The organism is Streptococcus sp. 20925_1_77, from assembly GCF_041432125.1.
In the GTDB taxonomy this organism is placed as follows: Bacteria; Bacillota; Bacilli; order Lactobacillales; family Streptococcaceae; genus Streptococcus.
This window is the reverse complement of the sequence record NZ_JAPVZB010000002.1, coordinates 221,789-234,903: the sequence shown is the minus strand read 5'-3', so window position 1 is coordinate 234,903 and position 13,115 is coordinate 221,789. Positions and strand designations below refer to the sequence as shown.

At 41.0% G+C, this 13,115-nt stretch carries 15 protein-coding genes; 5 read left to right on the top strand and 10 right to left on the bottom strand.

The window, feature by feature from the left end; all coding sequences use genetic code 11:
• Nucleotides 1-123: 123 nt before the first annotated feature.
• The 5 genes from O3626_RS02450 to O3626_RS02430 all read right to left on the bottom strand — a co-directional run bounded on the left by O3626_RS02450 (nt 124) and on the right by O3626_RS02430 (nt 3,406).
• On the bottom strand, nt 124-339 hold the full coding sequence (locus O3626_RS02450; RefSeq protein WP_003007180.1) for a DUF4649 family protein: 216 nt from the start codon (nt 337-339) through the stop codon (nt 124-126).
• Nucleotide 340: 1 nt separating this feature from the next.
• Nucleotides 341-688, bottom strand: coding sequence for a DUF1831 domain-containing protein (locus tag O3626_RS02445; RefSeq protein ID WP_003015156.1), 348 nt, complete (start codon nt 686-688; stop codon nt 341-343).
• Nucleotides 689-697: 9 nt separating this feature from the next.
• Complete coding sequence (locus tag O3626_RS02440; protein ID WP_371495068.1) at nt 698-1,810, bottom strand: cysteine desulfurase family protein; 1,113 nt, start codon at nt 1,808-1,810, stop codon at nt 698-700.
• Nucleotides 1,811-1,819: 9 nt separating this feature from the next.
• Nucleotides 1,820-2,776 (bottom strand): ribose-phosphate diphosphokinase, encoded by a 957-nt coding sequence (locus O3626_RS02435; RefSeq protein WP_003007186.1) that lies wholly within the window; start codon nt 2,774-2,776, stop codon nt 1,820-1,822.
• A 72-nt stretch (nt 2,777-2,848) separates the two neighbouring features.
• Nucleotides 2,849-3,406: a CYTH domain-containing protein gene (locus tag O3626_RS02430; protein WP_371495065.1), complete on the bottom strand. Its 558-nt coding sequence runs from the start codon at nt 3,404-3,406 to the stop codon at nt 2,849-2,851.
• Nucleotides 3,407-3,501: 95 nt separating this feature from the next.
• Here O3626_RS02430 and O3626_RS02425 point away from each other — a divergent pair, with 95 nt between their 5' ends.
• The 5 genes from O3626_RS02425 to mutY all read left to right on the top strand — a co-directional run bounded on the left by O3626_RS02425 (nt 3,502) and on the right by mutY (nt 8,099).
• Entirely contained in the window at nt 3,502-4,173 is a 672-nt protein-coding gene (locus O3626_RS02425) for a GTP pyrophosphokinase family protein (protein WP_023918039.1), read from the top strand.
• Nucleotides 4,157-4,975, top strand: a complete 819-nt coding sequence (locus O3626_RS02420; protein ID WP_282184817.1) for an NAD kinase — start codon at nt 4,157-4,159, stop codon at nt 4,973-4,975. The genes O3626_RS02425 and O3626_RS02420 overlap by 17 nt, the downstream gene beginning before the upstream one ends.
• On the top strand, nt 4,972-5,865 hold the full coding sequence (locus O3626_RS02415; protein ID WP_003007192.1) for an RluA family pseudouridine synthase: 894 nt from the start codon (nt 4,972-4,974) through the stop codon (nt 5,863-5,865). The genes O3626_RS02420 and O3626_RS02415 overlap by 4 nt, the downstream gene beginning before the upstream one ends.
• A gap of 21 nt (nt 5,866-5,886) precedes the next feature.
• The gene (pta, locus tag O3626_RS02410) at nt 5,887-6,861 is read left to right on the top strand and encodes a phosphate acetyltransferase (RefSeq protein ID WP_195189840.1); all 975 of its coding nucleotides are present in this window, start codon (nt 5,887-5,889) and stop codon (nt 6,859-6,861) included.
• A gap of 92 nt (nt 6,862-6,953) precedes the next feature.
• Complete coding sequence (gene mutY / locus O3626_RS02405) at nt 6,954-8,099, top strand: A/G-specific adenine glycosylase (RefSeq protein ID WP_371495062.1); 1,146 nt, start codon at nt 6,954-6,956, stop codon at nt 8,097-8,099.
• 787 nt (nt 8,100-8,886) lie between these two features.
• Here the strand turns inward: mutY and O3626_RS02400 are convergent.
• From O3626_RS02400 to O3626_RS02380, 5 genes are all read right to left on the bottom strand, one after another.
• On the bottom strand, nt 8,887-9,234 hold the full coding sequence (locus tag O3626_RS02400; protein WP_371495060.1) for a thioredoxin: 348 nt from the start codon (nt 9,232-9,234) through the stop codon (nt 8,887-8,889).
• A gap of 107 nt (nt 9,235-9,341) precedes the next feature.
• Entirely contained in the window at nt 9,342-11,057 is a 1,716-nt protein-coding gene (locus O3626_RS02395; protein ID WP_371495058.1) for a phospho-sugar mutase, read from the bottom strand.
• A 148-nt stretch (nt 11,058-11,205) separates the two neighbouring features.
• The gene (locus O3626_RS02390; protein ID WP_371495056.1) at nt 11,206-11,766 is read right to left on the bottom strand and encodes an ECF transporter S component; all 561 of its coding nucleotides are present in this window, start codon (nt 11,764-11,766) and stop codon (nt 11,206-11,208) included.
• Nucleotides 11,763-12,302, bottom strand: a complete 540-nt coding sequence (coaC, locus tag O3626_RS02385) for a phosphopantothenoylcysteine decarboxylase (protein ID WP_371495054.1) — start codon at nt 12,300-12,302, stop codon at nt 11,763-11,765. The genes O3626_RS02390 and coaC overlap by 4 nt, the downstream gene beginning before the upstream one ends.
• Nucleotides 12,303-12,312: 10 nt before the next feature.
• A complete protein-coding gene (locus O3626_RS02380; protein ID WP_371495052.1) occupies nt 12,313-12,990 on the bottom strand; it encodes a phosphopantothenate--cysteine ligase in 678 nt (225 codons plus the stop codon).
• Nucleotides 12,991-13,115: the final 125 nt, after the last annotated feature.

Sequence of the window (13,115 nt, the reverse complement as noted above, 5' to 3'; positions counted from 1 at the left end):
TTCCCTCTTATTGTATAGGAAGATTGTGAAAAAATCAACTATCTAGAATGGTTTTTCAAAAATATTTTTGTCTAAAGAAAAAGCTGATGGCGATGGGAGAGTTCCATCAGCATCAGCATCAGCTTAGTTTTCAGCTTGCTCTACCTTTTTCAAAAAAGCATAGAGCCCATCGACCCTCCCCGTATAGGGGAGTTTTTCACCCTTGTATTCAATGGATACGATTGAGTAAGAGTCAGGCAAGGTTACACAGCCTGAAAAAGCTAGGATGCAGGCTGCAAGGTTGGGATAAGTAGTTGTTCGTTCTACTTGGTAAGCGTCGATATAAGTTAGGGTTACCATATTAAACCTCTGTTTTGTTGAAAATTTCTCTTTCGACGAGACTATCCATTAAGAAATAGAATTTTTGTTGGATAATATCATTTTCTGGATTTTTAAAGATATTAACCAGGCGAAGCCCAGACTTGTCTGTAATATTGATCTTAAAACCTGTCAAATCTTTATTGAAAATGATTTTAAGTAGGAAGCCTTCGCCGCTATTTGGAACGGCTTCGAGCAAACGATTTAACTCGTAATTTCCAACTTTTGTAACAGCAAATGTATTGTCACGTAAGGTATATTTTTTTACATTTGGGTGTAGACTATAGGTATATTTGCAGTCTTTCAATGAAACACTTGTTTCAAAAGCCATATTGTTCTCCTATGATAAAATTTCTTTTAGTTTTGAGAGGAAGTCTTGAACCTCCTCTACGGTATTGAGTTCTGAAAAACTAATTCGAAGGGATTCTTTTAGACGTGAGCTATCTTTTCCATAGAGCGCCTCAAGGACATGGCTGGGTTGCACTGTACCAGCGGTACAAGCAGAACCTGTAGAGACAGAAATTCCAGCAAGATCGAGTCGCATCAATAAGACATCATTTTGGACACCTGGAAAGCCAAGATTCCAAACAAATGGAAGATGATCGTCATTCGCATTTACGTAGTAGTCGTAGGCTGCTAAACCATTGACTAGCTCTTGGCCGAGTTTTTGAACCTGGTTGAAATTTTCTTCTTGATGAAGTGTAGCTTGCTGAAGCGCGGTTGCCATCCCGACAATAGAAATGAGATTTTCCGTGCTGGCTCTCATTTTACTTTCCTGATCACCACCATGGATGAGATTATCAAAATCTGGGACGGCTGCATAAAGGAAACCGACTCCCTTAGGACCATGGAATTTGTGGGCAGAAGCACTGAGAAAATCAATCCCTAACTCTTCGGTATAGACAGGGACTTTCCCAATTGCTTGGACAGCATCAACATGAAAGGCAGCGGGATGATTTTTTAAGAGTTCACCGATTTCTTTAATCGGTAGAAGATCTCCAGTCTCGTTATTGGCAAACATGGTAGAGACAAGGATGGTATCCGGTCTAAGAGCTGCCTTGATATCACTAGCCTGAATACGCCCTTCTCTTGGTTGGACGATCGTGACTTCAAATCCGAAACGTTCTACAAGATATTCGATGGGTTCAAGAACCGCATGGTGTTCCAAAGCGGTCGTAATGATGTGTTTGCCATCTGCTTGGTGTTTCAAGCAGTAGCCTTTTATAACGGTATTATTACTTTCTGATCCACCTGAAGTGAAGAAAATACGATTTGGAAGAGTATGGAGAGACTGAGCAATTTGCTCGCGAGATTCTCGGAGAAGTTTACTAGCCATCCGTCCATGAGCATGAAGGCTCGATGGATTTCCAAAAGTGGTCTTCATAGTTTCAGACATTTTATCAATGACTTCAGGTAGAAGGGGAGTTGTTGCGGCATTATCAAAATATATCACATTAAGACCTTATTTCTTATGGTAGGCAAATAGAGGACTAACAGGTTTTCTTTCTTGAATGCGAACAATAGCTTCAGCGATCAGTTCGCTAGCTGTCAGATAGTTAATATTTTTTGGTGTTGGTCCATTTGGAGCAACAGAATCGGTTACTAAGATTTCTTTGATCGGAGCTTGGTCTAATAATTCAACAGCTCCTTTTACAAATAAACCATGGCTTGATACAGCATAAATTTCAGTAGCACCTTCGCGTTCGACGATTTTCGCAGCTTCTGAGAATGTCTTACCAGTATTGAGGATATCGTCAATCAAGATCGCTTTCTTATCTTTGACATCCCCGATAATATAGCCATAATCACGGTTTGCATCATCTTGCTCGTAATCAATGATCGCAATCGGTGCATCAAGATATTCAGCTAAACTACGAGCCCGTTTAACACCTGAGTTTTTAGGGCTGACGACTACAACATCAGGACCAGTTAGACCTTTGTTGATGTAGTGTTCTGCAAAAAGAGGAATGGTAAAGAGGTTATCCACGGCAATATCGAAGAAACCTTGGACTTGCACTGCATGGAGATCCAGAGTGACGACACGATCCACCCCAGCTTTGACCAACATATTTGCGACAAGCTTAGCAGTAATTGGTTCGCGAGGAGCAGCAGTCCGGTCTTGGCGGGCATAACCGAAGTAAGGCATGACCACATTGACAGTATTTGCGCTGGCCCGTTGGCAAGCATCCACCATAATTAAGAGTTCCATCAAGTGATTGTTGACAGGGAAACTGGTTGATTGAATGATATAAATATCATATCCACGAACACTTTCCTCAATATTGACTTGGATTTCACCATCTGAGAATTGACGGGATGAAATTTTCCCAAGTGGAACCCCAGCATGATCCGCGATTTTTTGCGCAATCTCTGGATTTGAATTGAGAGAGAAGAGCTTCATATTTTTTTTATCTGACATGTGATTCCAACCTCATTTAGATTTTTGATCTTAGCACTATTTTAGCAAAAATTTGCGATAATTTCAGCTATTTTACAATCTTTCAGCCAATCTGGCGATTTTATTTTTTGCTGCTTTGTAGACGATTCCATGCTCTTTGATGAACTGATGGAAATTTTCTTCCTGTTCAGCAGTTTCGACCTCGATTTCTAATTCATAATCTTCAGTGTCTAGATAGAGACTGTGGTCTAGTGCCACCAAGCCTGCAGCTGTTTCTTTTTCGAAGCGTTCTGTTGTAAGGCTTCCCCAGACAGCGAGATGCTCAACGGGGATTTCTTTAGAGATCAAGAGGTTTTTGATTTCTCCGTCAGGAAACTGTTGGTGTTGAAGGATCGCGTCAGTTTCTTCTGGGCTGAGGTTTTGATTGTACTCGAAATGGCCAACTGCTTCAGGAACCTTGAGAGTCAATTCAGCCTGATCTGTGAAAGTACGCACCCGCAAAGCCATTTTTTCCTTACGCACGAGCTGGTCGGGGGTATCGATATAGTGATTGGTTTGGACAACCAATTCTGTATCAGCAAAAAGTGGAAGGAGGGATTGGTATTCCTCCTTGTCTAGCAAGGTTTTGTATTCAATTTCTAAATGGTTCATTTTGTAGTCCTTTGCTTTTTTTCGAAAGCGATTCATGATATAATAAGAGATGTGTTTATTGTATACAAAAATGGTTCAGATTACAAGGTGGTAGGATGGCAATTGATTGGGAAAACTTCTTAGATCCATATATCCAAGCAGTTGGGGAATTAAAAATCAAACTGCGTGGGATTCGTAAGCAATATCGTAAACAGCAAAAGCATTCTCCAATTGAGTTTGTCACAGGACGGGTCAAACCGATTGAGAGCATCCGTGAAAAGATGATCCGAAGAAATATTTCTGAAGAAAATCTGGCTCAGGATATGCAAGATATTGCTGGTCTTCGCATCATGGTCCAGTTTGTGGATGACGTCGAAGAGATCCTAGAGGTTCTGAGACAACGGCAGGATATGCGCGTGGTCCAAGAGCGAGATTACATCCGCCACAAGAAATCAAGTGGCTACCGGAGTTACCACGTTGTGGTCGAGTACCCGGTCGATACCATTGATGGAAATGAAACGATCTTAGCAGAGATTCAAATTCGGACCTTGTCCATGAATTTTTGGGCAACCATTGAACACTCGCTTAATTATAAATATAAAGGAGACTTTCCAGACGAGATCAAAAAACGCTTAGAGACGACAGCAAACCTGGCCTATCTCTTGGATGAAGAGATGGGGGCAATTCGGGATGCGATTCAGGAGGCTCAAGCCCTGTTTGATCCACTTCATCGTAAGTTAAATGATGGCGTTGGAAATAGTGATGACACAGATGAAGACTACAGGTAAAAAAGTATCCATTATTCGCAATCGCAAGCGTCAAAGTGAAGAGGTTTTTCAGCAGTTGCGCTACAAGCTTCGGAAAAATAATTTTATTTTGACGGAGAAGCACCCGGATATTGTGATTTCAATTGGTGGCGATGGGATGTTGCTATCGGCCTTTCACAAGTATGAACACCAGTTGGATCGGGTGCGATTTGTTGGCGTCCATACCGGACACTTAGGATTCTATACAGATTACTTAGACAGTGAAATCGATAAGCTGGTTGAGAATTTAAAATATGATACAGGTGCCAAGGTTTCTTACCCCATTTTAAACGTCAAGATCACTTTCGACAATGGGGAAACCCGTACCATGAGAGCGTTGAACGAAGCAACGATTAAGAGAAGCGACCGGACCATGGTTGCCGATCTCACGATTAATGGAGTGGATTTTGAGCGCTTCAGAGGAGACGGGATTACCGTTTCGACTCCGACAGGAAGCACAGCTTACAACAAATCCTTGGGAGGAGCAGTCCTTCACCCAACTATTGAGGCGCTACAGATCGCTGAGATCGCCAGTCTCAACAACCGCGTTTATCGTACCTTGGGTTCTTCTGTCATTGTCCCTAAAAAGGATAAGATCGAGATTACACCGACGAGACCTGGCTTCCACATTATCTCTGTCGACAATTCAACCTATTCTTATCGCAATATTGCAAAGGTAGAATACCAGATTGACAACCATAAGATTAATTTTGTAGCAAGCTCCAGTCACACCAGCTTCTGGAATCGGGTCAAGGATGCCTTTATCGGAGATGATAGAGAATGAGATTTGAATTCATTGTCGATGAGCATGTCAAGGTCAAGACCTTCCTGAAAAAGCATGAGGTTTCTAAGGGGCTCTTAGCAAAGATTAAGTTTCGTGGTGGCCAGATCCTTGTCAATGGACGTCCGGAGAATGCAATTTATTTGTTGGATATTGGTGATCGCTTGGTCATTGATATTCCAGCAGAAGAAGGTTTCGAAACCCTAAAGCCCATGGATCGGCCTTTGGATATTTTGTTTGAAGATGATCATTTTTTGGTCTTAAACAAACCCTTTGGGATTGCTTCTATTCCAAGTGCGATTCATTCTAATACCTTAGCCAATTTTGTAAAAGGCTATTATGTGAAACAGGGCTACGAGAACCAGCAGGTTCATATTGTCACTCGCTTGGATAAGGATACGAGTGGCGTTATGCTCTTTGCCAAACACGGTTATGCCCATGCTCGCTTGGATAAGCAATTGCAGTCTAAAACGATTCAGAAACGCTATTATGCCTTGGTCAAGGGATCTGGGAAGCTTGATCCTGTCGGAGAGATTATTGCTCCGATTGCGCGTGATGAAGATTCAATTATCACCCGAAAGGTAGCTAAAGGTGGCAAGTATGCTCATACAAGCTACCAGGTTGTTCAATCTTTTGGTGATATTCACCTAGTGGATATTCAGTTACACACAGGTCGAACCCATCAGATCCGAGTTCATTTTTCCCATATTGGCTTTCCGCTTTTGGGAGATGATCTCTATGGCGGCAGTTTAGAAGACGGCATTGAGCGCCAAGCCCTTCATTGTCATCGTCTATCCTATTATCATCCATTTCTAGAGGAAGAATTGGTCATAGAAAGTCCACTGCCTCCAGATTTCCAAGCTGTATTAACACAGCTTCAAACAAGTTATTAATTATTAAAAGGAGTAAAACTCATGGAAGTTTTCGAAAATCTCAAAGCCAACCTCGTTGGTAAGAATGCACGTATTGTATTACCAGAAGGTGAAGAACCTCGTATCCTCCAAGCGACAAAACGCATTGTGAAGGAGACAGAAGTAACCCCTGTCTTGCTTGGTAATCCCGATAAAATTCGGATTTACCTTGAAATCGAAGGGGTTTTGGATGGATATGAAGTTATCGATCCTCATTCTTATCCAGGTTTTGAAGAAATGGTAGCTTCCTTAGTAGAACGTCGTAAGGGCAAAATGACAGAAGAAGAAGCGCGTCAAGTCTTGAAAGACGACGTTAACTATTTTGGTGTCATGTTGGTTCACATGGGAATTGTTGATGGGATGGTATCTGGTGCGATTCACTCAACAGCTGCCACTGTTCGTCCGGCTCTTCAAATTATCAAAACTCGTCCAAATGTAAAACGGACTTCAGGAGCTTTCCTTATGGTTCGTGGATCTGAACGTTACTTGTTCGGGGACTGTGCCATCAACATCAATCCAGATGCTGAAGGATTAGCCGAAATTGCCATCAACTCAGCTATCACAGCCAAGATGTTTGGTATTGATCCAAAAATTGCCATGTTGAGCTATTCAACAAAAGGATCTGGTTTTGGTGAAAGTGTTGATAAGGTTGTTGAAGCGACTAAGCTTGCCCATGAACTTCGTCCAGACCTTGAAATTGACGGGGAATTGCAATTTGACGCAGCCTTTGTCCCTGCAACTGCAGCCTTGAAGGCTCCAGGAAGCAAGGTAGCAGGTCAAGCCAATGTCTTTATCTTCCCTGGTATTGAAGCAGGTAATATTGGATACAAGATGGCAGAACGTCTTGGTGGCTTTGCAGCGGTAGGTCCTGTCTTGCAAGGGTTGAACAAACCAGTGAACGACCTCTCTCGTGGATGTAATTCAGATGACGTGTACAAATTGACCTTGATTACAGCGGCACAAGCAGTAGAACAGTAAGAATGATTGAAAGGCTCAGGATGATCTTGAGCCTTTTTCTTTATAAAATCAGAATTTCTAAACTCTAAGCCGTTCTATGGTATACTAGGAATATGTTAGATTTAAAAGATTACGGGATTATCATGTGGGAGGAGGAAAAAATTGCTTCCTTCCGAGAAAAGTTATTAGCCTGGTATGATGCCAATAAACGGGATCTCCCCTGGAGAAGGACCAACGATCCTTATAAAATTTGGATCTCAGAGATTATGCTCCAACAGACACGTGTCGATACGGTTATTCCCTATTATGAGAGCTTTCTTGACTGGTTTCCGACTATCGAGGATCTGGCCAATGCGCAAGAAGAAAAGCTCTTGAAAGCCTGGGAGGGATTGGGCTATTACTCACGGGTTCGTAACATGCAGAAAGCTGCCCAGCAGATGATGGAGAACCACAGAGGAGTGTTTCCATCAAGTTATGAGGAAATATCTAAACTGAAGGGGATTGGGCCTTATACTGCAGGGGCAATTGCTAGTATTGCTTTTGGCCTACCGGAGCCTGCTGTGGATGGTAATGTCATGAGAGTACTGGCTCGCTTGTTTGAGGTGGACTACGATATCGGAGTCCCGACCAATCGCAAGATTTTCCAAGCCATGATGGAGATCTTGATTGATCCAGATCGTCCTGGTGATTTCAATCAGGCTTTGATGGATTTGGGATCAGATATTGAATCCCCAGTCAACCCGCGGCCAGAAGAGAGTCCTGTCAAGGAGTTTAGTGCGGCCTACCAGCATGGGACCATGGATCGTTATCCCATCAAGGCTCCTAAGAAGAAACCAGTGCCAGTCTATCTAACAGCCTTTATTATAATGGATAACCAAGGACGTTACTTGCTGGAGAAAAATGAGCGAGAAGGACTATTGTCAGGCTTTTGGCATTTTCCTTTGATTGAAGTGGATAGCCTATCGGAGAACCTAGGGCAATTGTCTCTACTGGATGGGCAGGGGCAGGCAGTAGACAACCCAGAAATTCTTTCCTTTGAACAGGACTATGACTTGGCCATTGATTGGCAGGACCGATCTTATCCTATCGTCCAGCATGTCTTTTCACATCGCAAGTGGCATGTTCAACTTCGTTACGGTCTGGTAAAAGAAGGAGAGCAAGAATCAAGTGAATCGACTGTTTGGTTAAGACCTGAGGAATTTTCAGATTATCCTTTTGCCAAACCCCAGCAAAAGATCTGGGAAGCATTTAATAAATGAACGTTCATTTTAATTTAATATAGAGCATAAGTTTATGAAGATAGAATAGGATTATGTAAGTTATATGGATTATATACCAGATTATTCAGATAAAAATTTTATTGGATCTCGTAGTATATTTGCTAGTATTCTCTATTTTATATTAGCTTGTTTTAATTATATTATGGCTGGCGTATATTATTATATTATTTACAAATTATATTCTAATCATGTGAAAATCAGCTTTATCTTAATTTATTTATTTATTTTTTACAATTTATTTTGGTTAACACGTGAGTTAAATTTTAAAATACTTCACTGGCTTGGTTACCACGCCTCGCCAAAATATTATGGAAGTTTTAAATGCAGGTTTCCTTTATTCAATAAAATAACGAAAACATATAAAATGCATTACAGAAGAAGATCAAAGAAACACCAATTTCTATTCTTATGCAGTTATTTGCTTTATTTAAATTTTGTGCCTATATGTTTCTTTCTTTATTTTTATTTTATAAGGTACTATACAGTTATGAACTATACAACTGACTTTAAAAATGTAAATAAAATATATCTTACTATCTTCTTAATCTTGATATTTGCTACCATATTCATAAATGAATTACTATTTGAAAAGTACAGAAAATGGTTTACAAAACGCTTTAATCTTGATGATAGGCTAGAGGAGCATGAATTTCCAATATTTTTCTTAAAAGAAAAGAAGATTTATTAAAATAGTTCGATTAAAAGATTTTGACAATTTTTATTGAGAACGAAAAATAGCTAGAGAATCATCTCTAGCTATTTTTTCTTATAAATGAGCAAAGGCTTTGATTTCTTCTTCAGACATGGAAGAGTCGCAACGAACAGTGACTTCGCCGGATTCAACATGTAAAAATCCAGGGACAGTTGGAATACCGTAAGTTGAGCGGAAGGCTTGCAATGCGTCTAGCTGACTTGGTTCTTCACTATTAATAAAATAGATATGAGCTTTTGTTTCAGTTACGACGGTTGCTAACTTACTAGCAAACTTCCGGCAGTAAGGACAAGTCTTGCGTCCAATAAAGAAGGTTGCTGTTTCTTTTTTGTCAATCGCTTCTTGCGCACGCGCGGCAGTTGTGACTTCAAGATCTTTAATATCTTCTAAAAATTGTTCCATGAGATTACCTCGCTTTCTTCTAAATCTAGTATGCCATATTTTCTAAAAAATCGCTGGTATTTGCTACGAAAGAAAGAGAAAAGCTCCGATGAGGAGCTTTTCATGTTTTAGCTTACAAAAGCATTGATTTCTGCTTCGATATTAGCAATTTTTTCTTTAGCATCTGCTTCAGATTCACCAACTGTAGCAATGTAGAATTTGATTTTTGGTTCGGTACCTGAAGGACGAACAGCAAACCATGAATCGTCAGCCAAGATGTATTTCAATACGTTACTTGGAGGAGTTGTTAATTTTTCAACGCCGTCAGCAGTAGTAGCTGTTTGTTCCAAGAAGTCTTCTGTCTTAGCAATGTCTGTGTTATTGAATTGTTTAGGAGCATTGCCACGGAATTTATCCATGATTTTCTTGATTTCAGCAGCTCCATCCACACCTGAAAGGGTAACAGAGATAGTCTTTTCTGCGAAGTAACCGTATTGTTTGTAGATTTCTTCGATACCATCTGCCAAAGTCATACCACGTGAGCGGTAGTAAGCTGCGATTTCAGCAACGATAAGAACGGCTTGGATAGCGTCTTTGTCACGTACGAATGGTTTGATGAGGTAACCGAAGCTTTCTTCAAAACCAAGCATGTAAGTGTGGTTGTGTTGTGTTTCAAATTCATGAATTTTTTCACCGATAAATTTGAAACCAGTCAAGACGTTAAACATGGTTGCGCCGTAGCTTTCTGCAATCTTAGTCACCAACTCAGTGGATACAATTGATTTACAAAGAGCAGCATTTGCAGGAAGAGTACCAGCTGTTTTGTGAGCTTCAAGAATATATTTTGCAATGATCGCTCCGATTTGGTTACCAGAAAGGTTGAGGTAAGAACCATCTGGTTGGCGGATTTCAACACCAAGGCGGTCTGCATCTGGGTCAGTTGCAACCAATACATCAGCGTCTACTTTGCGGCCAAGTTCTTCAGCAAGAGCAAAAGCAGCTTGGTTTTCTGGGTTTGGAGATTTAACAGTTGAGAAGTCAGCATCTGGAACAGCTTGAGCTTCAACAACTTGAACTGCTTCAAATCCAGCTTGTGCAAGAGCACGACGAGCCAACATTTCACCTGTACCATGAAGTGGCGTGTAGACAATCTTCATGTCACGACCGTACTCATTGATCAAGTCTTGGTTGATGTTAACGCCTTTCACCTCTTTCAAGTATTCAGCATCGACGTTTTCACCGATAACTTCAATCAAGCCGTTAGCTTTGCTTTCTTCAAGGTCAGCCAATTGAACAGTAAATGGATTTTCGATCGCACGGATGTAATCTGTCAATGCATCCGCATCTGCAGGTGGCATTTGTCCACCGTCTTCACCGTATACCTTGTATCCATTAAATGGAGCAGGGTTGTGGCTAGCTGTTACCATGATCCCAGCAAATGTGTGGAGGTGACGAACAGCAAATGACAATTCAGGTGTTGGACGAAGGCTTTCAAATACATAAGATTTAATACCATGGGCAGCCAAAACTTGAGCAGATTCAAAAGCAAACTCAGGAGAGAAGTGGCGGCTGTCATAAGCAATGGCAACTCCACGTTTTTTAGCTTCTTCCCCTTTTGAGTCGATCAATTGGGCCAATCCTTCAGTAGCTTGGCGAACAACATAAATGTTAATACGGTTGGTACCAGCACCGATTAACCCACGCATACCAGCTGTACCGAATTCAAGATTGGTATAGAAGGCATCCTCTTTTGTTTTTTCATCCATTGCGACCAACTCATCACGAAGGTAAGCTGGTAATTCAGCAAAGTCGAGCCATTTTTGGTAGTTTTCTTGATAGGTCATGCAAGCGTCTCCTTTTTGCGTTATATTTAATCGCTTTCATTATAGCAGATTTTTTCAGAAAATTCTAGCTATAATTGTAAATCTTTTCAAAAATAATAAGCATTTAACCATTAAAAAAGCCAAGACGAATCTGTCTTGACTTGGAAGATTATTTTAATTTTTCAAGAGATGGAACAACTGCGCTGGTAATGAGGACTGTCGCAACGACTTCAATAAGAGAGTTAGTAGACACAATCAATCCAAGGAAATTTTGAATTCCCCCTTCAAAGCTGTTCCCAAAGAAGAAGTAAATCCCGCTTAAAACAAATACAGTATTGGTCATAGAACCGATCATCCCAGCTACCATAAGTCCTGTACGATTGTGGATCCAGCGATAGACAAAATAAGGTGTTACCCCGATGAGAATACGCGGTACTAAAGCGATGAGAAGGGAGTAGAGATTTCCGTGAGGGACAAAGGGACTAAAGAGATAGCTTGCTGGGGTTAAAACCAGTGTATTCATGGTGAGGCTAAAGAGTCCCATCAGCAGTCCTAGAATAGCACCTGTACGAGGTCCATAAATGATAGATGCGATCACGACAGGAATATGAACCAAGGTTGGTTGAATACCTGATGGAACAAATTGCAGAATGAAGGATGTCACAAAGTGAATAGTGATCATAACCGCAAAAAAGATGGCAATTCGTGAAATAGAAGATGATTTTCTCATAAACAATGCTCCTTAACAGTTTCTACAATAGTTTCTACAGACGCTAGAGCTCCAGACCCTTGATCGCCACAAGCGAGAGTAGCATGGCGAGGTTGAATAATCTGGTAACCATAGTCTTGTAAGAGTTTTAGATTTCGTTGGGTAGCTGGGTGTTCCAGCATTTTTGTATTCATAGAGGGGGCTAGTAATTTTTTTGTTCCTTGAGGCAAGGCTAGAGCTGTGCTTGTCACCATATTATCTGCTAACCCCATGGCAAGTTTAGCAATGGTATTGGCGCTGGCTGGTGCTAGAAGAAAGAGGTCTGTTTCTTTTCCAATGTCGATGTGCTCGATCCGCTGTGGATCGTCTTCGATCATTACATCAAGGCCTACTTGATTCTTTGAAAGAACTTGCAAGGTTAAAGGGGTGATAAATTTTTGGGCTGCAGGTGTCATGAGGACTTTCACTTCAAACCCCAATTTGGTTAATTGGTTGGTAATATCAGCCGCTTTATAGGCGGAAATACTACCGGTAACAGCTAAAGTAATTTGTGTCATATGTACCTTTTTATTGTAAATAATTTAGGATAGCTTCTGCGATTTCTGTTTTCGTGGAAGCTTCTAGGACGTGATTGTCTGTCACTAGATAGGCTTGATGCTGACCATCCTGAATCTTGGTCAGATCATTAGCAACGATTATGCTGGCATGATTTTTAACGAGGCTTTCACGCGCTACCTGGATCAACTCTTCAGAAGAAACGTCGACTAATAGTTTAAAGCCGATCAGTTGAATGGCAGGATTCCATTCTTTGACGAGGGAGATAATCTTCGGATTTTTCTTTAGAAAGAGTACTTGGTATTCTTCTCTCGAAGAGATTTTCGCTTCCTGATTTTCGCGATGTAGAAAGTTATGGAGGTCCTGAGCTTTCTCAACTTCCTCAAGGCCTGTCATGTAAACAGGTGTATAGTCTGAAACAGCCATAGCGTGAATCAAGGTCTGATGATGAAGGACTTCCTTCTGCATTTCTGTAAGTAGTTCCTCAACATTCTCGATCAATAGAAGTCGAAGGTGTGGATGAGGATCGGGTTTAAGCGCGGTAGGCGTTGTGATCAAGGTCACCTGATGTCCCTTTGCAAGAGCTGCTTCTGTAAGGATTTTCCCTAGGCTCCCAGTGGAATGGTTGGTGATTGAACGAACGCTATCAATGGCTTCACTCGTCCCGCCTGATGTAATTAAAATATGCATATGCTTATTTTACACAAAAAAGATACGTAAGTAAAGTTCTGAAGCTATTAGGATTAGCTATGTGTAGCCATAAAATTTAAATAAAAAACGAACGTTCGATTCAAAAGGTTGAAAAACCATGTTAT